This is a genomic window from Runella aurantiaca (assembly GCF_003339505.1).
Taxonomy (GTDB): Bacteria; Bacteroidota; Bacteroidia; order Cytophagales; family Spirosomataceae; genus Runella; species Runella aurantiaca.
In genome coordinates, this window is record NZ_QPIW01000005.1 from 195970 (window position 1) to 217475 (window position 21506).

At 45.6% G+C, this 21506-nt stretch carries 21 protein-coding genes; 15 read left to right on the plus strand and 6 right to left on the minus strand.

Going from position 1 to position 21506, the window contains the following annotated elements; genetic code table 11:
* Window positions 1–8 precede the first annotated feature (8 nt).
* Together DVG78_RS09095 and DVG78_RS09100 are read right to left on the minus strand one after the other, a co-directional pair.
* A complete protein-coding gene (locus DVG78_RS09095; protein ID WP_114460776.1) occupies window positions 9–362 on the minus strand; it encodes a hypothetical protein in 354 nt (117 codons plus the stop codon).
* Window positions 363–380: 18 nt separating this feature from the next.
* Window positions 381–1436, minus strand: a complete 1056-nt coding sequence (locus DVG78_RS09100; RefSeq protein WP_114460777.1) for a proline racemase family protein — start codon at window positions 1434–1436, stop codon at window positions 381–383.
* 84 nt (window positions 1437–1520) lie between these two features.
* On the opposite strand from DVG78_RS09100, the gene DVG78_RS09105 reads away from it, so the two are divergent.
* Complete coding sequence (locus tag DVG78_RS09105) at window positions 1521–2000, plus strand: DUF4890 domain-containing protein (RefSeq protein WP_147277032.1); 480 nt, start codon at window positions 1521–1523, stop codon at window positions 1998–2000.
* A gap of 50 nt (window positions 2001–2050) precedes the next feature.
* Here the strand turns inward: DVG78_RS09105 and DVG78_RS09110 are convergent, their stop codons facing one another.
* Window positions 2051–3298: an NAD(P)/FAD-dependent oxidoreductase gene (locus DVG78_RS09110; protein ID WP_114460779.1), complete on the minus strand. Its 1248-nt coding sequence runs from the start codon at window positions 3296–3298 to the stop codon at window positions 2051–2053.
* A gap of 205 nt (window positions 3299–3503) precedes the next feature.
* On the opposite strand from DVG78_RS09110, the gene DVG78_RS09115 reads away from it, so the two are divergent.
* The 4 genes from DVG78_RS09115 (at window position 3504) to DVG78_RS09130 (ending at window position 9874) form a co-directional block, all read left to right on the plus strand.
* Entirely contained in the window at window positions 3504–6509 is a 3006-nt protein-coding gene (locus DVG78_RS09115; protein ID WP_114460780.1) for a sensor histidine kinase, read from the plus strand.
* Window positions 6510–6536: 27 nt separating this feature from the next.
* A complete protein-coding gene (locus tag DVG78_RS09120; RefSeq protein WP_114460781.1) occupies window positions 6537–7163 on the plus strand; it encodes a response regulator transcription factor in 627 nt (208 codons plus the stop codon).
* A 173-nt stretch (window positions 7164–7336) separates the two neighbouring features.
* On the plus strand, window positions 7337–8623 hold the full coding sequence (locus tag DVG78_RS09125; protein WP_229598175.1) for an aspartyl protease family protein: 1287 nt from the start codon (window positions 7337–7339) through the stop codon (window positions 8621–8623).
* 90 nt (window positions 8624–8713) lie between these two features.
* Window positions 8714–9874 (plus strand): acetyltransferase domain-containing protein, encoded by a 1161-nt coding sequence (locus DVG78_RS09130; RefSeq protein WP_114460782.1) that lies wholly within the window; start codon window positions 8714–8716, stop codon window positions 9872–9874.
* A gap of 61 nt (window positions 9875–9935) precedes the next feature.
* Here the strand turns inward: DVG78_RS09130 and DVG78_RS09135 are convergent, their stop codons facing one another.
* Window positions 9936–10808, minus strand: a complete 873-nt coding sequence (locus DVG78_RS09135) for a Ppx/GppA phosphatase family protein (RefSeq protein ID WP_114460838.1) — start codon at window positions 10806–10808, stop codon at window positions 9936–9938.
* A gap of 215 nt (window positions 10809–11023) precedes the next feature.
* Here DVG78_RS09135 and DVG78_RS09140 point away from each other — a divergent pair, with 215 nt between their 5' ends.
* The 4 genes from DVG78_RS09140 to DVG78_RS09150 all read left to right on the plus strand — a co-directional run bounded on the left by DVG78_RS09140 (window position 11024) and on the right by DVG78_RS09150 (window position 14822).
* Window positions 11024–12886, plus strand: coding sequence for a carbamoyltransferase family protein (locus DVG78_RS09140; protein WP_114460783.1), 1863 nt, complete (start codon window positions 11024–11026; stop codon window positions 12884–12886).
* Window positions 12887–12946: 60 nt separating this feature from the next.
* The gene (locus tag DVG78_RS09145; RefSeq protein WP_114460784.1) at window positions 12947–14080 is read left to right on the plus strand and encodes an SGNH/GDSL hydrolase family protein; all 1134 of its coding nucleotides are present in this window, start codon (window positions 12947–12949) and stop codon (window positions 14078–14080) included.
* Window positions 14081–14219: 139 nt separating this feature from the next.
* Complete coding sequence (locus DVG78_RS30205; RefSeq protein ID WP_166558107.1) at window positions 14220–14369, plus strand: DUF5989 family protein; 150 nt, start codon at window positions 14220–14222, stop codon at window positions 14367–14369.
* An 84-nt stretch (window positions 14370–14453) separates the two neighbouring features.
* Window positions 14454–14822, plus strand: a complete 369-nt coding sequence (locus tag DVG78_RS09150) for an SxtJ family membrane protein (RefSeq protein ID WP_114460785.1) — start codon at window positions 14454–14456, stop codon at window positions 14820–14822.
* A gap of 14 nt (window positions 14823–14836) precedes the next feature.
* Here DVG78_RS09150 and DVG78_RS09155 read toward each other — a convergent pair whose 3' ends face one another.
* Window positions 14837–15586, minus strand: coding sequence for an LOG family protein (locus DVG78_RS09155; RefSeq protein WP_114460786.1), 750 nt, complete (start codon window positions 15584–15586; stop codon window positions 14837–14839).
* Between the two features lie 59 nt (window positions 15587–15645).
* On the opposite strand from DVG78_RS09155, the gene DVG78_RS09160 reads away from it, so the two are divergent.
* From DVG78_RS09160 to DVG78_RS09185, 6 genes are all read left to right on the plus strand, one after another.
* Window positions 15646–16284 carry an MBL fold metallo-hydrolase gene (locus DVG78_RS09160; RefSeq protein WP_114460787.1) on the plus strand — a complete coding sequence of 213 codons (639 nt, stop codon included), beginning with the start codon at window positions 15646–15648 and terminating at the stop codon, window positions 16282–16284.
* A gap of 60 nt (window positions 16285–16344) precedes the next feature.
* Window positions 16345–17049: a CDP-diacylglycerol--serine O-phosphatidyltransferase gene (gene pssA / locus DVG78_RS09165; RefSeq protein ID WP_114460788.1), complete on the plus strand. Its 705-nt coding sequence runs from the start codon at window positions 16345–16347 to the stop codon at window positions 17047–17049.
* An 85-nt stretch (window positions 17050–17134) separates the two neighbouring features.
* Complete coding sequence (purS, locus tag DVG78_RS09170) at window positions 17135–17386, plus strand: phosphoribosylformylglycinamidine synthase subunit PurS (protein WP_114066241.1); 252 nt, start codon at window positions 17135–17137, stop codon at window positions 17384–17386.
* A gap of 79 nt (window positions 17387–17465) precedes the next feature.
* Complete coding sequence (locus DVG78_RS09175) at window positions 17466–18467, plus strand: 3-oxoacyl-ACP synthase III family protein (protein WP_114460789.1); 1002 nt, start codon at window positions 17466–17468, stop codon at window positions 18465–18467.
* A gap of 133 nt (window positions 18468–18600) precedes the next feature.
* A complete protein-coding gene (locus DVG78_RS09180) occupies window positions 18601–19053 on the plus strand; it encodes a DinB family protein (protein WP_114460790.1) in 453 nt (150 codons plus the stop codon).
* 246 nt (window positions 19054–19299) lie between these two features.
* The gene (locus DVG78_RS09185) at window positions 19300–20685 is read left to right on the plus strand and encodes a Gfo/Idh/MocA family oxidoreductase (RefSeq protein WP_114460791.1); all 1386 of its coding nucleotides are present in this window, start codon (window positions 19300–19302) and stop codon (window positions 20683–20685) included.
* A 77-nt stretch (window positions 20686–20762) separates the two neighbouring features.
* On the opposite strand, the gene DVG78_RS09190 is transcribed toward DVG78_RS09185, so the two are convergent.
* Window positions 20763–21497 carry a LytR/AlgR family response regulator transcription factor gene (locus tag DVG78_RS09190; RefSeq protein ID WP_114460792.1) on the minus strand — a complete coding sequence of 245 codons (735 nt, stop codon included), beginning with the start codon at window positions 21495–21497 and terminating at the stop codon, window positions 20763–20765.
* Window positions 21498–21506: the final 9 nt, after the last annotated feature.

The following is a 21506-nucleotide window of genomic DNA, read 5'->3' on the forward strand; positions in this document are numbered from 1 at the left end:
TTTAATTTCTATTGGTTAGTAAATTTATCCAATGTCTCTTTGGCTAATTGCACAATCTGTAACCAATGAATATTTTCAAGTATTTCGGGGATGTCAGGAATGTCTTTTGATAATATATCTAATGACACGTTGAACTTGTTATCGAAGTCTCTGAGCCATTTCAATTCATTTTCATTCCAAATCTCTCTAAACCATTTTTGATTTTGATGATATTTGTAAAACCCATCCCATTGAGCAATTAACTCGTATGGAATATGAACAAAAGGCACAGATCTTTTATAACCAATTTGCCTTTCATTTGAGGCTAATGTGTAGAAAAAATCCATGATATGGTTTCTTGAGTTTTTTTGTAACTCAGTCATTGGTTGTTAGAATTAAATTTACCGTAAAAAGAATCCTTTCCCCAATTCATCTTTTGGGTCAATCAAAAAGGTGTTTTTACCGCAAATATGAGCGGTTCCTTCCACTTCAGGGATGACTGCCGCGTGTGGGCCAAAGGTCGTGATGGATTGAACAGAAGCCGTAAAGCGACTCCCTACGATGCTCTCAATCACCATCGGTTGGTTGATGGCCAGCTCCCCACGCGCGTGTTGCAACGCCACGCGCCCGCTCACCCCCGTTCCGGTAGGACTGCGATCCACTTCGCCATCGGCAAAAATGCATACGTTTCGGCTGTCAACGCCTTCGGCATGGCCTTTTCCGTATAAAATGGTCCCGTATAAAAAGCTTAAATCTTCCTCAAAAGGATGCACAATTGAAAGTGAATCCATCACGGCCTTTTTGATGGTCATTCCTTTTTCAATCAACAAACGATAATCTTCAGTCGTCATTTCCATGCCCAGTGCGTCTGCGTCTACATAAGCATAAAAAGCCCCTCCGTAGACCACATCAAATCGCACTTCGCCCAATCCTTTAATCATCAAAGAGTGGTCGCGGTACAAGACAAAAGAAGGTACATTTTGAAATTTTACCGACGTTATCTGGCCATTTCGCACGTTGGCAAAGGCCGTAATCAAGCCCGCTGGCGCATCAATTCTGACCGTTGTAACGGGTTCTTTTGCCTCAATCAATCCTAATTCAACCGCCACCTTGGTCACCGCAATAATGCCGTGCCCACACATGGAACTGTAGCCTTCATTGTGCAAAAAAATCACTCCAAAATCAGCCTCTTCTGTTACTGGTTCGGTGACGATACACCCGTACATATCCGCATGACCACGCGGCTCCCACATCAAGGCTTTGCGCAAATGGTCAAGGTTTGTTTTTAAATAAGCCCGTCGTTCCAGAATTGTATTCCCCCTGATTTCGGGTAATCCATCGGTGATAATTCGCAACGGTTCTCCGCCGGTATGGGCGTCGATGGCGGTCAATTGAAGCCAATCTTGGGGCGGTTTCCAGGCATTAAGGGCACGGAGGCGTTGATAAAAAGGAGTCATAAACGGAAAGAATACGGGGACAGTATTTTTGAAAGTGCATCGAAAATAACTACATTTCGACCAATTTTCTAAAAAAGACACACGATGAAAATAGGATTCCTACAATTTTGCCTAGTAGCTACCCTTTTTATAAGTTTTCAAACAATGGCGCAATATGGTGGCTACGGTGGAGGATACGGCGGCGGCTATGGCCGTGGATACGGTTCCCGCAGCATGAATCAACTTCCTTCAACGCCCAAAAAACCACTTACACCCGACCAAATTGCCGAAGAGCAAACCAAATGGTTGTCAAAAAAAGTAAAACTTACCGAAGATCAATCAATCTCTATTGAAACACTCAATTTGGACCATGCCCTGAAATTAAGCGATTATCAGGAGGCGTTTATGAAAATCCACGCCAATTCACGCCCTTCTCCGCAGGAAATCCAACAAATCAGGGAAACGGTGGACAAATGGCAAACGGAAAAAGACGAAAAATTCAAAGGGATTCTCACGCCTGAGCAGTGGGCAATCTACGAAAAGAAGAAAAAAGGAATGCCGTATACCCAAACTTCCAAAAATTAATTTTTTGGTCAGGAGTTGTGATAAGCCAACTCCTGACCAAAAGCTGCTAACTAGCTAAAACGCAAAGGATTAAAGGCCTGCACCTGCATAGATTCTGCCTTGCCCGTCACAATTTCAGCGACTAATTTTCCCGTAGCAGGGCCCAAACTCACGCCCATCATTCCATGCCCCGTGGCGAGTGTAACATTATCCAGTCCTTTTACCCGTCCGATGTAAGGCAATCCGTCGGGCGAACAAGGCCGCAAGCCACGCCATACCTTGTCTACTTCGGGCAACTGTACTTCCAATTCGGGGTAATAATTCGTAATTCCCTGCACAATTCCCCGCACGCGGTTCATATTGACCGTCATATCCGTTCCTGCCACTTCCAAAGTACCTGCAAAGCGTAAGTCCCCACCCATAGGAGTCGCCGTGGCGCGCGCTTCAAGCATGATGGCGGGTACGTGGATATTATTTTTCACATTTTTAAGCATAAAACTGTAGCCTTTCCCGCCCTGTAAAGGCAACGAAATACCCAACTTCTCCGTCAAAACAGGCGACCAAGCACCCGCTGCAATGATTAGTTCTTCGGTTTTATGGCTTCCTTTGGCCGTTTGTACCGCCGTTATTTTTGTTCCTTTTTTCTCAAAACCAAGCACCTCTTCGTTCTCCAAAATCTGCACTCCCTGTTTTTTAAGAAAGGCTAATAAATTCTTAATAAGCAAGTTGGGCGTTATGTGAGCATCACCTGGGTAATAGACTGCGCCGCGCACATCTACCCGTACCTCAGGCTCAAGCGCCTGCACTTGAGCGCCGTTCAGCATCTCAGCCACGATGCCCGCCTGATTGGCCAAGTGCGCTTCTTCGGCCATTTCGTGCTCGGTATCGGCGTTTTTGTAGAGCATCAACAATCCGCGCTCGTGCCATCCAAAATCTATGTCGCCAGAAGCGGCCAAGTCTTGAAAGAGTTTTTTGGAAAGCAAACTTATATCCCGCAAAATAGGAATGGAACGTTGGACGTGTTGTTCGGTGGAATATTTATAAAACAGCAGCCCCCATTTCATCAAATCCCAACTCAACCGTGGCTTTACATAAAACGGACTGGTGGATTTGAGCATCCAGCGCAAGCCTTTGGCAATCATGCCCGGCTGGGCCAACGGCACAATATGACTCGGGACAATCATGCCTGCATTGCCAAAAGAGCACCCGTCAAGAAACGCCCCTTGCTCAATGATGGTGACCGAATGGCCCGCTTTTTGAAGATAATACGCCGAAAAAAGGCCGCTTACCCCTCCCCCGATAATCGTTACTGAATTCATCGTTTGAAATTTACATTCTTCAGGCCAAAGGTACGATGCCCCCGAGGAGTTTTCATAGCCAGAAATTGATGAATTTTGATGAAATATTAACTACCCTATTTTTAAGCAGATATAAAGATTTGTTTTACATTTGTACACTTACTTCCTGTCGTGAATATTCATCATTTCAGCCATATAGAATATTCTCTAAAACAGATTTAGCAATGTGAAGTCAATCAACATTTTAACCGCCAGCAGATGGGTTGCCCTTTTGCTGTTCTCACTGGTGCTGCGAGTATCAGTGGCGCAGGTGTATTATTTCCGGCACTATGATATTTTTTCGGGGTTGGGCCAATCGCAGGTTTCCGACATCGAGCAGGACCGCTTTGGGTACATTTGGCTTTCTACGCGCGGCGGCGGGCTTTCTCGCTTCGACGGGCTGCATTTTACCACCTACCGAAAAGAGGATAATCTGCCCGCCAATAATATTTTATCACTCGAAATTGACGCCAAAGGCCTGATGTACATCGGTACGCCTTTTGGTCTTTCCATCTACGACGGCAAAAATACCCGCCCCGTTTACTCCCCCAACCGCGAACCCTACACAGTGTCCTCCGTTATTGGTGACCAAAAAGGCAATGTGTACGCCATTTGTAATGCGAGTCAACTGGGAAAAATAGTCAACGACAGCCTTGTTTTTTTGAAGAAAAGCGGCGCAGTTCGCCCCTCCTTTTACAGTGATATGTCGGGCACGCGCGATAAAAAGTTGATGGTTTCGACCTACAGCGGAGAAATTTTTGAGGTAACCCCCAAAGGACTTCAGTCTCGGTATCATACGCCCGACGGCATGGTCTTGCGGTGTATTTTATTTGACACCAAAGACAGCCTTTGGCTGGGAACCGAAAAGGGAGTTTTTCGAACCTCTGCCCATAACTATGACATCAAAACCATTGATTTACAGTTTATTAGCAAAGAGCTCGCGCAAGAAATGACCGAAACCTCCGACGGCAGTATCTGGATGGGGCTGACCACGGGAGCGATGCGTTACCAAAAAGGGAACCTCTTAAAATTTGGCGTCCAAAATGGTTTTACAAACTTCATGGTCAAAGGAATGTTGGAAGACCGCGAAGGAAATATCTGGTTTACCACCGACGGCGACGGCGTCTATAAATTCACCAACCCTGCCTTCACGGGTTTGAATGCTACGTCAGGTTTAAGCAGCAATACCATCTCCTGTTTTGCCCTTTCCCCCGACGGAAAATTATGGATTAGCTATTTTGATCATGGAATGGATATTTGGGATACCAAAACCAACAAAATCCTGCCGCTCCCCAAGCCGCTTCTTGGCAAGCGAGTCAATTGCCTAGCCGTTGATAATGAAGGCAATACCTGGGTTGGACTGGCGGGGGCGGGAGTTTATAAAATTTCAAAAACAGCCATAGAATATATCCCGCTTGATACATACTTATCTTCGCACGGAGTCGCGCTTTTTATGGAAGCAGGAAAGGGAAAAGAGATGTGGATTAGCACTTCTAATGGGTTAATTTTGCACGATGGAACCCAACTCCACCACTATACTTCTAAGCAGGGATTAAAAGGTCGATTTGTACGAAGAACACTCCAACTCAATGACAATGAACTGATTGCTTCTGGCCCAGGGGGATTGAATATTCTAAAAAACGGTACTATCTACGATTTTATTTACGACCGTGACCTCGCCTCTTTTCCCGCCCTGAGCATGGCCAAACGCCACGACGGTCTGCTGGCCTTGGGAAGTTTTGAAGACGGTATTGCGGTGTTTGACCCAAAAACGCGCAAAAAGGAGTATTACACCGTCAAAAATGGGCTTTGTTCCAACCTGATTTACAACACTATTTTTGACAAGCAAGGCCGATTATGGGTCGGTACCGAGCGCGGCATTGATTTAATCACGATTGATAAAAACCTGAAAATCAGCAATATTAGACATTACAACGAAACTGACGGCTTTACCGCCCGCGAAACCAACGCCAATACGGCCTTTGTGGCCCCCAACGGGGAATTTTGGATTGGAACCATCAAAGGGCTCTTTAGGCACCGCGAGAGCAACGTTAAGTCCCGCCCAGAAGCATTAAAAGTCCATTTTACGGATGTCAGAATTCCTTTTGACACAACCGACCTCGCCCACTACGCCCAAAGCCAAAGCAAGTGGAACCAAGTGTACGACGGTTTATCATTACCAAACACCAAAAATCAACTGAGAATCAGCTTTATAGCCATCAATCACACCCGTCCAGACCACGTTAGGTACCAGTACCAATTGGCAGGAGCGGATGAAGGCTGGCTAGGCCCGACCGACCAAACGGCCGTTGTGTACTCCCATCTCACGCCGGGCTGCTATCACTTCAAAGTACGCGCTTCCTACGGCGACAATCAATGGGGAGATATTTCGACCTATACTTTTGAGATTATTCCACCTTTTTATCAACGTTGGTGGTTTATATTGCTCATTGTCACCGCTTTGGCATCACTCGGGATTTTATCGCAAAAGCTTTATATTCAATACCGTACACGGCGGGTATTGGCGTATGAAAAGCTAAAACAGGAAGCCGAGGCCGCCGTAAGGGTACAAATAGCGCAGGATTTTCATGACGAATTAGGCAATCGTTTGGCCGCCATTCGAATGCAGTCCAACGTGCTCAAACTTCGCTACAATGGGCACGAAAGTGAGGAAAAGCGCATTGTGGGAGAAATTGAAAAAAACGTTGTTAAGCTCTTCCGAGACACCAAAGATTTCATCTGGTCGATTGACCCCGAAAGCAACCAAATCAACGAACTATCCCTGTATATCAAGGATTTAGGCGAAAATTTATTGCAAGATACCCCCATTCATTTTCATACCGATATTCGTTTTCCAAACGAGTACGAAAACGTGCATCTGCCACCGGGCCGAAGCATTCAGGTGATTATGATTTTCAAAGAAGCCTTAACCAACTGCGTCAAGCATGCTCAGTGTCAAAACATCATTTTTCGGGCAACCATCGAAAATCAAATGATGTCTTTTGCCCTGATTGACGATGGTACGGGAATCGTATTCCCCACCGAAGGCTATCATAAAGGACTGAATAACATGCGCTTACGCGCCGAACGAATCCATTGTTATTTATCGATTGCGCCTACCCCTCCCAAAGGAACAATCGTTTTGCTAAGAGGGAGCATTCCAACTAAAACAGCCTCCCCCAAAAGTAGTTAGCTTTTGGGGTAAACCTATAAACGTATAATGATTAACGTTACAAAAATCACCGTCATTGAAGACAACGAAGCCGTCAAAGATGGCTTGGCACTCATCATTGGAAGTCAGCAACGTTTTCACGTCGTGAACACGTACACGAACTGTATTGATGCCCTCAAAAACTTAAAAAAAGACGCTCCAGACCTCGTATTGATTGACCTTGAGCTTCCGGGGATGCACGGCATTGAAGGCATCAAACGCATTTTGCGCGAACGACCCCATACCACGATTCTGGTCATCAGCGTACACGAAGATGGCAAACTGGTCTTTGAAGCGCTTTGTGCGGGTGCTTCGGGGTATCTGACCAAAGATACCGACCACATCCGTCTGCTGAATGCCATTGATGAAGTATTGAGCGGTGGTGCGCCCATGAGCTCAAAGATTGCGTCGCTGGTGGTAAAGTCATTTCAACGCAACCTCAACACTCCCCTCTCTGACCGAGAAACGGACGTTTTGACTCTTCTTTCTAGGGGAAAAACGTATCATTCGATTGCCGACGAACTGTTTATCAGTGTTGAGACTGTTAAGACGCACATTCGGAATATTTACCAAAAACTACACGTAACCAATAAGACCGAAGCCCTCAAAAAAGCGGTAAAAGACAAACTTATCTAACCTAACTATTTTTGGGGGATAGCTACTACCCCGTTACCCCGTCAGACGGTTTTGAACTGAGACACACAGTCAGTCAGACGGGGTAGCTCTCCGAAATCAGCTGATAAACAATTCATTGGCGCAAAAACCCCTATTTTGGGGTGATGCGCCGCATTGATAAATACCTTTACTTCATGGCTTCAAATAACCCTTACAAAGCCATGAAAATGAAATACTTAGTATTTTGCCTCGCTACTCTTTTTGTAGGCTTCAGTGGCCGAACCATTGAGCAAAAAGAACAGGAACAAATCCACGGGCTACACTTGGCCAACGGTCGCCAATCGACTCGGATTGCATTTGAATTACACTCCAATCTCATCATTGTGCCGGTGCGCATCAATAAATCGGATACCCTCCGGTTTGTGCTTGATACGGGCGTGGGTTCAACGATTTTGACCGATGCTTCCGTGGCGCAAAAACTGGGCATGAAATCGGTACGCAAAATGAAAATCGAAGGTATGGGCGACGGCAAATCCATTGCGGCTGATGTCACCGTGGGAAATACCCTCAAAATGGGCAAAATGCAGGGTTTCAAACATAACATCGTGGTGATGGACAGCGAAATATTGCGGCTATCGGAGGTGGTAGGAACGCCCATTCACGGCATTTTTGGATACGAAATCTTCAATAAATTTGTGGTCACGATTGATTTTCAGCGACAGGAACTCACGCTCACCACGCCTACCAAATACAAATATATGGCCAAACAAGGCGACCGATTTCCCATTGTGATTGAAAAAACCAAACCCTATCTGGACGCCGTAACGGTAGTATCCAATGATCGTGAATTGCCGATTCGGGTGGTGTTGGATACGGGTGCAGGGCACGCTTTAATGCTCAATACTTCGGTCAATAATATTCAATTGCCCCAAAAAGTGGTTAAATCGCAGCTAGGCGTTGGCTTGGCGGGGGTTATCAACGGCCACATCGGTCGGATTCCCAAGGTGCGTATCGGGCAGTTTGAACTAACGGATGTATTGACCACTTTTCCAGATAGCTCAGCCTTTGGCATGAAACTCACCGACCAGTCTCCCTACCGCGACGGAAACCTAGGCGGAGAATTGTTAAGTCGCTTTAAGGTGACGTTTAATTATGAAGCAGGATACATTGTGCTGAAACCCAACAAAAAACGCTTCAAAGAGCGCTTTGAACACGACATGAGCGGCATGGATGTACGGGCCAAAGGAAAAGGCTTTCGGCAATTCTTTGTTGAAAACGTCATCGAAGGCTCCCCCGCATTTCAGGCAGGGCTGCAAGAAGGAGACGAAGTGCTTCTGATCAATAGCCAATCGGTCGAAACCATGGGACTGCCTGATATTTACCGAATGTTTCAACGCCGCGAAGGCAAAGAAATGCACGTGGTGGTACGCCGAAACGGGCGGCTGGTTTCGGCCAATTTTGCCTTGAAGCGGATTATTTGAACAACTAAAATCCATTCCCACGGAAGTAAATCGCCTTTATTTCTGTGGGTTTCTATTTATCTTTAGGCCCCTAAGCCAAAAGATAAATTCATGAAACGAATTCACACGATTGATGTTACCCGGGGTATTGTTATGATTATCATGGCATTAGATCACGTCAGGGATTTGATGCACACTACCGCATTGACCCAAGACCCTACCAATTTACAAACCACTACCGCCGCCCTGTTTATGACCCGCTGGGTAACGCATCTTTGCGCACCCAGTTTCGTTTTTTTGTCGGGAGCCTCGGCGTACTTAACTTTTAAAAGCCAACACAATCCAGCTCAAACCAAACGCTTCCTGCTGACCAGAGGGCTCTGGTTGATGTTGTTGGAAATCACGGTCATCAATTTTGCGTTTTGGTTCGATATTCATTTCCGAACCATTATTCTGCAAGTTATTTTTGCCATCGGGTTGGGTTTTGTGGCGTTATCCTTTTTGTTAAAAGTACCCGCGAAGGTATTAGGCATTATCGGGTGGAGCATTGTCGTGTTGCATGGCCTTACCACCTTGATTCCCATTCCTCAAAATCCAGGACTAGCCGTGGGCTGGTCATTTTTGTTTGTCACCAATGTATTTACGCTTTCTCCGAACTTCACATTGGGAACGTTGTATCCTTTTATTCCGTGGCTTGGTATCATGCTGGCGGGGTTTGGCTTCGGTAGCGTTTTTGAAAAAGCCGCGCCAATTCGCAGAAACATACTTTGGCGCTCCGCTCTATTGGCAATAAGTCTGTTTGTGATGATTCGACTCCTCAATTTTTACGGCAACCCTACGCAATGGGCTGCGCAAAAATCAAGTCTCTTTACCTTTCTGTCCTTTATAAACGTATCCAAATACCCACCTTCCCTGCTTTATACGTTGGTTATGCTCGGACTCATGTTTGGATTGTTGGCTCTGGGAGATATTCAAGCCAATGCTTTTACCAAGGTTGTGGCTACTTATGGCAAAGTTCCGATGTTTTATTACTTGATTCACTGGTATTTGATTCACAGTGTCATGTTTGGGATGCTGTTTTTGCAGGGTTTTGGCTGGGAAGATATTCCCATTGGCACGTTTAGCTTTGGGCGACCGCCCAACTCTGGCATTGAGCTTGGTGCAGTTTATGGCGTATGGATAGCCGTGGTTTTATTTTTGTATCCATTGTGCCGTTGGTACGCAAACTACAAAGCCACGCACCGGAGTCTGAAGTGGCTTTCTTATCTGTAAATACAAAACCCCTTCGGCTTTTAAGGTTCGAAGGGGTTAAGCATAACAACGTACAATACTCCTACTTTTTCAGTTTTTCATACACCAACTGAATAATTCCGTCTTTCAATCCTAAGTCAGGTACCAGTATCTTATCAGCACCCGCCCATCTCATGACTGAGGTATAAATATCCGCCGCCGGAATGATGACGTCGGCACGGTCGGCATTGAGTCGTAATTTATTGACGCGTTCTTCCTGACTAAAGGAGGCGATGTAGTCACGCATTCGTTTTAGTTCCGACAAAGAAGTCGCGTTGTCGGCGGTTTTGGAGACTAAGTTAAAAAGCTTGGAAATATTACCGCCCGTTCCGACGGCCACGATGGGTTCGAGCGAATCTACATTATCCTCAATCCATTGTTCCATTTTCCCCCAAGCGCCTTTGCTTTCTTTGCCTTCCAGCAAACGCACCGAGCCAATTTTAAACGATTTAGTAGCAATTTTTTGCCGATTAAAATAGATGTTCAGTTCTGTACTTCCACCACCAACGTCAATGTGAAGGTACTGCCCGTCTTCCAATGCCTGTACTACCACATTGTTGATGAGCTGCGCTTCACGGGTGCCGTCAATGATGTGAATCTGAATGCCCGTGCTTGCCGCAATCCGCTCTACAATCTCTGGGCCATTGGTACATTCGCGCATGGCCGAAGTGGCGCAGGCCATATAACCCTCCACTTCGTGCAGTTCCAGCAACAGTTTGTAACACTGCATCAGTTTGACCGTACGAGCTTCGCTCTCGGGCGTAATGCTGCCGAAATTAAAAACGTCATGTCCAAGACGTAGCGGAAAACGGACGTATTCCACTTTTTTGAAACTGGTATAACCACCATCGTGCAGAACGGATGAAATCTGTAGACGCGCTGCGTTGGAGCCAATATCAATTGCCGCGATTTTCAATGAATTTTTGTCATTTAGTTTGTGCAAATGTAAAACCTAGCGGCGTACCTTTTAATAACCTAATTCGTTAATTTTTGAAATTTCTCATAATCCTCCTTAGTTTTGTCTGCATTATATAGAAGTTTAAAAACCAAAAACCGGCAAAGTTGTAGTAACATTGTCAAGATTTTCAACAAAAATCATCACAAATACCCCCTATTTTATCCCATCTTAGAATGAAGATACTTGGAATTTCCGCATTTTACCACGATTCAGCTGCCGCTCTGATTGACAATGGCGAAATTGTCGCCGCCGCCCAGGAAGAGCGTTTTACCCGTAAAAAACACGATCCAAACTTCCCTTCCAATGCCATCAACTATTGTTTAGAATACGGCGGAACTACCCTTAATGAACTGGATGCCATTGTTTTTTATGACAAGCCTTTACTCAAGTTCGAACGTTTGCTGGAAACCTATTACACCTTTGCTCCCAAGGGTATCAAGTCGTTTATCACCGCCATTCCAGTGTGGATTAAAGAGAAAATGTTTCTCAAACGACTCATCAATGAAGAATTAGAGAAAATTGGGTACGACAAAAAGAACCCCGTTAAACTTCTTTTTCCAGAACACCACTTATCGCACGCCGCCAGTGCATTCTATCCTTCTCCTTACGAAAAAGCAGCGATTCTGACCATCGATGGCGTGGGTGAATGGGCTACCGCTTCGATTTGCTCGGGCGAAGGCAACAAAATTTCTATTCTGAAAGAACTTCGTTTTCCTCACTCATTGGGGCTTTTATATTCGGCATTTACTTATTTTCTAGGCTTTAAAGTCAATTCGGGAGAATATAAATTGATGGGCCTTGCTCCCTACGGTAATCCTTCCTCGCCCGAGGTTGACAAGTACGTAGAAACCATCAAAAAAGACCTTGTGGTCATTAAAGAAGACGGCTCCATCTGGTTGGACCAAAACTATTTTGATTACGCCACGGGCCTCAAAATGGTGCGCGAAGCCGACTGGGAACGCCTCTTCGGGATGAAAACCCGCAAGCCAGAAGACCCGCTCGAAGCCCATCACTGTAACCTCGGATTGGCCATTCAGCGCGTTACTGAAGAAGTAGTGGTAAAAATGGCGCAGGAAGCCAAGCGTCTCACGGGAGCCGACTATTTATGTTTGGCTGGTGGGGTGGCGCTCAATTGCGTTTCCAACGGAAAACTCCAAAAATCAGGCGTATTCAAGGAGGTATTTATCCAACCCGCCGCTGGTGATGCAGGCGGAGCGCTGGGCGCGGCCTTGACTGCCTACTACATTTATTTCGACCAAAAACGCACCATCAACTACACGCAGGATGCGATGAGCGGCTCTTATTTAGGGCCAACATTCTCGGATTTGGACGTGGAGTTGGTCTCCAAAAAATACAAAGCTGCGTTCAAAAAATTTGACAACTTCGACGAGTTGACCAAGGAAGTATCCCAAATTTTGGCCGACGGCAACGTGGTAGGCTGGGTACAGGGGCGGATGGAATTCGGGCCCCGGGCCCTGGGAGCGCGCAGTATTTTGGGCGACCCCCGCAACGCAGAAATGCAGAAAAAACTCAACGTCAAAATCAAATATCGAGAGTCTTTCCGTCCGTTTGCGCCTTCGGTATTGGCCGAAAAAGTGGGCGAATACTTTGATTTTGACGGAATATCACCCTATATGCTGTTGGTTCATCCGGTCAAAGAGACCCGCCGCAAAAAACTGCCCGCCGAGTTTGACTCGTTTGATTTGCGCGACAAGCTCTATTATTTGCGTTCAGACTTACCGTCCATTACGCACATCGACTTTTCGGCCCGTATTCAGACGGTCCATAAGCAGACCAACCCGCGTTATTATCAATTGATTCAGGATTTTGAAAAATTGACCGGTTACGGTGTGATTGTCAATACCAGCTTCAACGTACGCGGCGAACCCATCGTAAGTACCCCCAATGATGCGTATCGCTGCTTTATGCGCACCGAAATGGATTATTTGGTCGTAGGAAATTATCTGTTTGACAAACGTCAACAACCCGAATGGCAGGATACCGATAACTGGAAAGAGGAGTTTGTGCTGGATTAAATTTCGGTCCATTTACCAACAAATACCAATGATTCAGGGACTTATTCCTACATTTTTTATATGATTTCAAAACTAATCACCTCACTCATCCGCCTTGCTGTTTTGAGTATTCCGGCGTTTCTTTTGTTTTTTCCAGACAAAATAAACATCAAGTTTGACTACCCTTACGCGGGCCTTATGGATAATTTTTACATCCGATTGGCCAAGGCAATGGTGCTATTTTTTGTGCTAATAGAACTGTTGCGGATGTTTTATTACGGAATTATCAAAAATCCTAAAGGCAATAAAATTGTGGCAAATATCGCTACGCTTGGGATCATGGTGGTGTGGTTGGCGGGTTTATTAGAAATCGCGTTTATGTTTGTTTCCCAAAGCCACGAAGGCGATTTGAGCAAGGCTTCGCAGATTTGGTTTGCCAAGTACTGGAAACCGATTACGGCCGAAGGCTACCGCGATTTTCCGAAAACGAGCGCCGAGAAAAAGAAAAAAGTGTTGGTTTTGGGCGATTCCTTCGCGGCAGGACACGGTTTAGACAAAACGGAAGAGCGTTTTTCGGATCAATTGGAGCAAAAACTGGGCGCTGATAAGTACGCAGTGTACAATTTAGGGGTGTCGGGTTCTGATACACGCGATGAATTTCAGCGTTTACAGAAATTTCCCGTCAAGCCCGATGTGTTGGTGTTGGAATATTTTCCGAACGACATCGAAAGAGCCGCCCGCGACGCCAAACTGACGTTGGCCGAGTTCAAGCCTTACGACGACATCAAGCTCCCGGGCGTAGGGTCGTTGGTGATGCGCTTTTATCTGCCCAATTACATTTATTGGCAATTCCCGCACATGCCGCCCGCGTCGATTACGGACTTTGTTCAGAAATCATACACCGACACCACCATTCTGAATCCTCACTTGCGTGATTTACAGAAAATCGTGGACTACGCCCGTGCGCACAAAGCGCCGATGTACGTGGTGATGGTTCCGTTTTTACAAAATGTAGAGAAGAGCAATGGCTACACCAAACCCATCGAAGATTTCTTCACCAATCAGCAAATTCCGGTCGTTCGCCTTAGTGAGCACTTGGGGCCGATTCCACCCAAAGAGCGGATTGTGGGGAAGAATGACGGTCATGCCAGCGCCAAAGTAAATGCCGTTATTGCCGACAAGCTGTATGAACAGATGAAGGTTTCCATAAAATAAATCCCACAAATGTTCACTTTGTCTTAATGCGAAAATGTGTAAATTTGTGCTTAATTACATTCTATAACTGTTATAAACCATTCGTTTTGGTTGTTTTTTAGACCGAATACGTATATAAATAACTACAAACTTACCGAAGATGGATTTCTTAAAAGACTTATTTGCTTTCCTGAGTGAGCGGAAGAAGTGGTGGTTAGCTCCAATGATTATTCTTTTATTGCTTATCGGCGTCATCATTGTCATTGGCGGAGGCTCAGCCGTAGCACCGTTTATTTATACATTATTTTAAGTATTAAGGAGTCAGAAACGAGAATTGAGCAGTTTAAGAACTGTAATTCCCGCTTCTGACTCCTCACCCCTCACCCCTCAAAAAATGTCTGAAGCTGAAAAAAGTAAAGCCCAGTTAGTAATCGTTACCGGGCTGGTTATCTTTTCGTTTATTTTCAAATCTGCCGCCCTTTATTTGTTATATGCCGCTGGAATCGTGGGCGCGTTGAGTATTTTTGTTCCAGTTGTCGGCGATTTTATCGTCAAAATTTGGTTCAAAATAGCCGAAGGTCTGGGTTGGTTTAACTCTCGCGTCATCCTGTCGATTGTGTTTTACGTGTTTTTGTGGCCCATCGCCATGTTGTATCGCCTTTCTACCAAGAATCCAATGGGTATCAAACGCCCAACTGGCAACAGCGTATATGTTGAGCGTAATCATACCTATGTCAAAAAAGACATCGAGAATATTTGGTAGAAAAGAGATAGTCATTATCTCTTTTCTAAAAGCCACCAGATAGGCCGACGACGCTTCTGGATTTGAAAATTGGCAGTAAGATACACCCGAATGTGCTCAATGGCCTCGTCCATATCGTCGGTCACTTTGAGCAAATCTAAATCTTTGGGCGAGATAGTACCTTGGTCAGCCATCTTTTGTAACATCGAAATCATCGGAGTATAGTATTCTTTGCCAATGACAACCATCGGAAAGTTATGAATTACCCCCGTTTGAATGAGCGTGAGTGTTTCAAACAGTTCGTCCATCGTGCCTACCCCGCCCGGCATAATTACAAAAGCATAAGAGTACTTGACTAAGAGCACTTTACGAATAAAAAAGTACTTTATTTTTACCCATTTTTCCATATACGGGTTTTCTTTTTGTTCAAAAGGAAGCTGTATATTGCAGCCAACCGAGCGCCCACCGCTTTCAAATGCCCCTCGGTTGGCCGCCTCCATGATGCCCGGGCCACCACCCGTCATGATGGTCAGTCCCAATTCCTGCGAAATCCGCCTCCCCAATACGCGGGCTTGCTCATAATAAATACTTCCTTCTTTGAATCGTGCCGAGCCAAACACCGTTACACACGGCCCCACAAAATGCAGTGCCCGAATTCCCTTAAAAAACTCCCACACTACCTCCAACAAAAACACAAACTCAGAACGTCGGCTTTTGGGGCCTTCTAAAAAATAATATCCTTTGCGTTGATCAATAAAAGGGCTTTGGGGTTGCTTATCGGTCATTGTCGGTAGTGTTTACAGAATAGTTTAGTAATTTTACGGTCGAATATGATGAAGTAAGTATGATTCAAATACAATCTTTTGTTTTCTCCCCTTTTGAAGAGAATACCTACGTTCTTTATGACGAAACCAACGAGGGCGTCATTATTGACCCGGGCTGCCTGACGCAATCAGAAAAAGAAACGTTAGGGCATTTTATCGAACAAAAAGGCCTAAAAATAACGATGCTCCTCCAAACACATGCGCATTTAGACCATGTATTTGGCAGTGCGTATGTAAAGCGCAAATATGGCGTAAAAATGTACATGCACAAAAATGAACTTCCAATTCTGGCGTCTGTCGAAAGTCGTTGCCATTTATGGGGAATCCGAGGCTACGAACCCGTCGAAGCCGATGCTTTTTTGGACGAAGGAGATGTGGTAAAATTCGGTCATTCAATCCTTGAAATTCTGTTTGTGCCCGGCCACGCACCCGGGCATTTGGCGTTTGTCAACCACGACCAACGTTTCATCATTGGGGGCGATGTCTTATTTAAAGGAAGCGTTGGGCGTACTGATTTTCCACTCTGCGACCCTGCGGCTCTCTTGCGAAGCATAAAAACAAAATTTATGACCTTGGAAGATGATTATCAGGTATTTGCGGGGCACATGGAGCCTACCACCATCGGTCGCGAGCGCCGTACAAATCCCTTTCTTAACTGATTTTTCGGGCCTATCTATTTTACAAATTCCTATTTCATCACGGCTATCCATACCATCACTATGCGTCTTTTTACCATTCCAAACCTAATGACCTGCGGCAACCTTCTCTGTGGGTGTGTGGGGATTGTGTTTAGTTTTCGCGGAGATTTATTGCTTTCGGGGTATTTGATTCTGTTTGCGGGCGTACTTGACTTTTTGGATGGTTTTGTCGCACGGTTGCTGAATCAATCCTCCCCCATCGGCAAAGAACTTGATTCATTGGCTGATATGGTTACGTTTGGCGTGTTGCCTTCCATGATTATCTTTCAGTTATTGGAACGTACCACCACCTCCATTGACATCGGAGCCATGATGCTTTCGTTTAGTGCATTTATTTTGGCGGTATTTTCGGGTTTACGATTGGCAAAATTCAACATTGATACCCGCCAATCGGATTCATTTATTGGGGTGCCAACGCCCGCCAATGCTATTTTGGTAGCGTCGTTGCCATTTATTCTGCGCAATCACCCCGAATACGAATCGTGGATTATCAATCAATCCGTTTTGGTAGGTTATACCCTCTTAATGTCGTATTTATTAATCTGTGAGCTGCCGCTTTTGGCGTTCAAATTCAAGACATTTGGCTGGAAAGACAATCAAATCAAATATATTTTTATCCTTTTGGCGGTGATTTTACTGTTTTTGCTGAAATTTGCAGCCATTCCGCTGATAGTAGCGCTGTATATCCTACTGTCAGTGTTTCAACGAATTTTTAGATTTCACTAACGAGGACTTTGCTTATTGACTAAAATCCTGCCGATTTGCCTCAATAAAGCGGCCTCTCAATCCATTTTAAATCACAAATTCCCTCATGAAATTCATCGCTGAAATCAACGTCATGCCACAAAAAGAGATTTTGGACCCTCAAGGCAAAGCCGTCAAATTGGGTCTTCACAATTTGGGCATTGACGACGTGTCAGACGTACGCATTGGCAAACACATCACCATGGCCCTCGATGCCGACTCAGAAGCGGATGCGCAACAACGCGTCGAAACTGCCTGCAGCAAATTATTGGCCAATATGATTATGGAAGATTATACATACACGTTGAAAGAAGGCTAGAAGGGGCTGTCTGTTAAGGGGTTAAGTACTCCTCTCGTTTTTTAACTCTTAACTGAAGAACCTTTAACTTTCCACAAAAATGCCTTATTCCAAAATTACAGGTTTAGGTTATTACGTCCCTGAAAAGGTAGTAACCAACGATGATTTGACCCAATTGATGGAGACTTCCGACCAATGGATTCAGGAACGCACCGGAATCCGTGAGCGGCGGTATTTTACCTACGGCAAAGAAACCAATTCGAGCATGGCCACCGCCGCGTCGCGGCAGGCCCTCGAACGGGCAGGCTTGCAACCCACTGACGTAGAGATGATTGTCTACGCCACCATTACGCCCGACTATTTCTTTCCGGGTTCGGCATTTTTGATGCAGCGAGAATTGGATTTAATCGGAATTCCCGTCATTGACATTCGGGAGCAATGTTCGGGCTTCGTTTATGCCCTTTCCATTGCCGACCAGTTTATCAAAACGGGCATGTACAAAACCATCTTGGTGGTAGGTGCCGAAATCCAATCCACTTGGACCGACAAAAGCACCAAAGGCCGTAACGTAGCGGTTATTTTTGGCGACGGTGCGGGAGCGGCGGTATTACAAGCCACCGAAGACCCCACGCATCGCATTCTTTCTACGCACCTCCATGCCGACGGCCGTTTTGCCGAAGACCTTTACGTAAAAGACCCCGGCAGTAGCCGGCCTACGCGCTCAGCCACCAAAGAGATGATTGACGAAGGTGGTTTTGAAGTAGTGATGAACGGCAATGCGGTGTTCAAACATGCCGTGGTTCGCTTTGCTGAAGCTATCAGAGAAGCATTGGATGCCAACGGCTACCAACCCGAAGATATTTCACTGTTGGTGCCGCATCAGGCCAATATTCGCATCAGCGAATACGTGCGCGACCAAATGAAACTGCGGGAAGACCAAGTTATCAGCAACATTCATAAATACGGCAACACCACGGCCGCCTCTATTCCCATTGCACTCACCGAAGCCTGGGAAGAAGGCCGCGTAAAAGACGGTGACCTTATTTGCCTCGCCGCTTTCGGTAGCGGTTTTACGTGGGCATCCGCATTGATAAAATGGTAGTAAACTGTCGGTCGGTTAATACTAGCCGACCGACAGTTATAAATTCTTCTGGTTTAAATGGCACAACCAAACGCGAAGTCCTTGACAGTTTGAAAGGTTTTCACCAACTTGTCGTGACTTAACGTCTTGTACCATGAAAGCCTACCATATCCGCCTGCTCCAATACGAATATTGGGCCAATTCACGCATTATCGAAGCGCTCGAAAAACTTGACAAACCTCCCGAAAGAGCGGTTCTGCTCACGAGTCATATCCTTAACGCCCAAATGGTGTGGTTTACTCGGATTACCAACGACCATTTGGTGGTGGGGATTTGGGATTTATTGCCCGTTTCGTGGCTCAAAGAAACCTCCGACCACAGTTATCAAAAATGGGACAGCTACGTCAGAGACCTCGATGAAGCTGAATTTGGCAAAATCATTAAATATCAAAACACTAAAGGAGAATACTTCGAAACGCCCCTCGGTGAGATTCTGACGCATTTGAGTCACCACGCAGCCTACCACCGAGGGCAAATTATCGACGCCCTGAAACCCGTACTCAGCCCACTGCCCGCAACGGATTATATTTTGTGGTTGAGGGAGTGAAATTATTTTCAAACACAGTTACGAAGTACTGGACTACCAACCCGCCGATATATTGGAATATAGTAAATGAGTGTTTTCAATGCCGATAAACCTTAAATTTACTTGTCTCTGCCTAGATTCACTTTTATTTTTCACCTACTCGAAAGAGAGTTATCAATTAACCGTTATCTTGGTATTGGAAATAAAAAACCACCTCTTTTACGATAATTCAAATCAATATTACATTCGTATTACGCTATTAATAGAATGCCAACCCTTAACCGCCGCGACGTACTCAAAACCCTTGGTCTGACCGCCGGGGCCGCCGCCCTGACCCCGACCGCCCAAGCCAACGAGATTAGGGAAATCACTTTCCCCGAAAACCCTGATTATATTCCACTTGCTCAGCCCATTACGGCCATTGTGTTGGGGGCAGGAAATCGCGGTAATGTGTATGGACGCTACGCCGTGGCCTACCCCAGCGACGTAAAAATGGTGGGCGTGGCCGAGCCGAACGAATTTCGGAATGAGCGCTTTGCCAAAACGCACGGCATTGAATCTGGGCATCGCTTCAAAACGTGGGAAGATGTGTTTAATGTCCCCAAATTTGCCGATGCCGTCATCATTTCTACACCCGACACCCTCCACTATGGCCCAGCCATAAAAGCGCTGGAAATGGGGTATAATATATTGCTCGAAAAGCCCATTTCACCCTCCATGCAGGAGTGTCTGGATATTTTGGCGGCCACAAAGAAATCAAAAAGCATCATTGCGGTTTGTCACGTACTGCGCTATACGGCGTATTTTCGTAAGCTGAAAGAACTTTGCGCTTCGGGCACTTTGGGCGAAATGATCAGTATCAACCACTTGGAAGGCATCGAGCACGTTCACATGGCGCACTCATACGTGCGGGGCAATTGGCACGAATCCGAAAAGACGAACCCCATCATCTTGGCAAAATCAAGTCATGATTTAGACATCATGCGTTGGATTGCCAACACGCCCGCCAAAACCGTGTCGGCCTACGGAAATCTTAAATGGTTTAAACTCGAAAACGCCCCCGCTGGTAGCACCGAGCGCTGTGTGGAAGGCTGCAAAGTGGAGCGGGAATGTCCATTTTCGGCCATTAAAGTCTATTACGAACAGAAAAAACGCATTCATGTACTCGACGTTCCCGAAGACCCAGCCCTGCAAGGCCCCGCCATTTTGGAACGGCTCAAAACCTCCAACTACGGCCGCTGTGTGTACCGCATGAACAACGACCAACCTGACCATTACACCAGTATTTTTCAGTTTGGCAACGGCATTTTAGCTACTTTCGGACTGGAAGCCTTTACGGCTTGGGAATCACGCAAAACCCGGGTGATGTTTAGCATGGGGGAAATCGAGGGCGATAATGATTTAATCAAAGTAACGGATTTTCGTACCAAAGAAGTCACCATTTGGAAAGCCAGTGCCCAGAAAGAATTCAACAATTCGGGCCACGGTGGCGGCGACCACGGGCTAATGCAAAACTTTGTGCAAGCCGTGGCGCAGAATAATCGTGCCTTACTGACCTCAACCATCGACGCCTCCATTGAAAGTCATGTCATGGGTTTTATGGCTGAAGCCAGTCGCAAAAGCGGCAAGTCGATGGATATAAAATTGAAATAAGAGTTGACAGTATTCAGTCGGCAGTTTACACGAGAAAAAAGTATTTATTCACTGCCTACTGAGTACTGCCTACTTCATCAAAGGCTCAGCATATCTTTAAATCTAATGGCTTGACGACGTGATATTTCGATCTTTTCGCCGCTTCCACGCAATGTCACCAATAATCCTCCCGAAAACCAAGGTTCGATTTTGTCAATCCACTGCAAGTTGATGATGTGCTTACGGTTGGCCCTGAAAAAAGAAATCGGGTCTAAACGTTCTTCAAGTGCGTTCAATGACTTGAGAACCAACGGCTTTTGATCGTCAAAATGCAGTCGAACATAATTGCCCATGGATTCAAAAAGACGAACTTTCCCGAGTTTGACAAACCAGCATTTTTCACCGTCTTTGATAAAAACCTGATCATTTTCACCCAACATTTTACGCTCAGAAATTGTATCATGGTCGTGTTTACGGTCCAATTCTTCAAACACCCGGTGAACAGCTTCACTCAGTCTGGGAAGGTCAATGGGTTTGAGGATATAATCGAGCGCATTGTATTCGAAAGCTTTGAGGGCGTATTCGTCGTAAGCAGTGGTAAAAATAACTTCTGGAATGGTATCATCTTCCAGTGCTTCCAAGAGTTCAAAACCGTTTTTGCCCGGCATTTGAATATCCAAAAACAATAGGTCAGGACGGAGTTCATTCACCATTTTGATGGCCTCATCGGCATTGGCTGCTTCACCAACGACTTCAATTTTGGGGAAATTTTCGAGCAACCGGCGTAGCTCATTGCGGGCGAGCCTTTCATCGTCAATAATAAGGGCTTTCATTAAGTTAGT

Bases quoted from the DNA above. Each gene is read 5' to 3' on its own strand.
- DVG78_RS09095 (WP_114460776.1), bottom strand. From the start codon at position 362: ATGACTGAGTTACAAAAAAACTCAAGAAACCATATCATGGATTTTTTC.
- DVG78_RS09100 (WP_114460777.1), bottom strand. From the start codon at position 1,436: ATGACTCCTTTTTATCAACGCCTCCGTGCCCTTAATGCCTGGAAACCG.
- DVG78_RS09105 (WP_147277032.1), top strand. From the start codon at position 1,521: ATGAAAATAGGATTCCTACAATTTTGCCTAGTAGCTACCCTTTTTATA.
- DVG78_RS09110 (WP_114460779.1), bottom strand. From the start codon at position 3,298: ATGAATTCAGTAACGATTATCGGGGGAGGGGTAAGCGGCCTTTTTTCG.
- DVG78_RS09120 (WP_114460781.1), top strand. From the start codon at position 6,537: ATGATTAACGTTACAAAAATCACCGTCATTGAAGACAACGAAGCCGTC.
- DVG78_RS09125 (WP_229598175.1), top strand. From the start codon at position 7,337: ATGGCTTCAAATAACCCTTACAAAGCCATGAAAATGAAATACTTAGTA.
- DVG78_RS09130 (WP_114460782.1), top strand. From the start codon at position 8,714: ATGAAACGAATTCACACGATTGATGTTACCCGGGGTATTGTTATGATT.
- DVG78_RS09140 (WP_114460783.1), top strand. From the start codon at position 11,024: ATGAAGATACTTGGAATTTCCGCATTTTACCACGATTCAGCTGCCGCT.
- DVG78_RS09145 (WP_114460784.1), top strand. From the start codon at position 12,947: ATGATTTCAAAACTAATCACCTCACTCATCCGCCTTGCTGTTTTGAGT.
- DVG78_RS30205 (WP_166558107.1), top strand. From the start codon at position 14,220: ATGGATTTCTTAAAAGACTTATTTGCTTTCCTGAGTGAGCGGAAGAAG.
- DVG78_RS09150 (WP_114460785.1), top strand. From the start codon at position 14,454: ATGTCTGAAGCTGAAAAAAGTAAAGCCCAGTTAGTAATCGTTACCGGG.
- DVG78_RS09155 (WP_114460786.1), bottom strand. From the start codon at position 15,586: ATGACCGATAAGCAACCCCAAAGCCCTTTTATTGATCAACGCAAAGGA.
- DVG78_RS09160 (WP_114460787.1), top strand. From the start codon at position 15,646: ATGATTCAAATACAATCTTTTGTTTTCTCCCCTTTTGAAGAGAATACC.
- pssA (WP_114460788.1), top strand. From the start codon at position 16,345: ATGCGTCTTTTTACCATTCCAAACCTAATGACCTGCGGCAACCTTCTC.
- purS (WP_114066241.1), top strand. From the start codon at position 17,135: ATGAAATTCATCGCTGAAATCAACGTCATGCCACAAAAAGAGATTTTG.
- DVG78_RS09175 (WP_114460789.1), top strand. From the start codon at position 17,466: ATGCCTTATTCCAAAATTACAGGTTTAGGTTATTACGTCCCTGAAAAG.
- DVG78_RS09180 (WP_114460790.1), top strand. From the start codon at position 18,601: ATGAAAGCCTACCATATCCGCCTGCTCCAATACGAATATTGGGCCAAT.
- DVG78_RS09185 (WP_114460791.1), top strand. From the start codon at position 19,300: ATGCCAACCCTTAACCGCCGCGACGTACTCAAAACCCTTGGTCTGACC.
- DVG78_RS09190 (WP_114460792.1), bottom strand. From the start codon at position 21,497: ATGAAAGCCCTTATTATTGACGATGAAAGGCTCGCCCGCAATGAGCTA.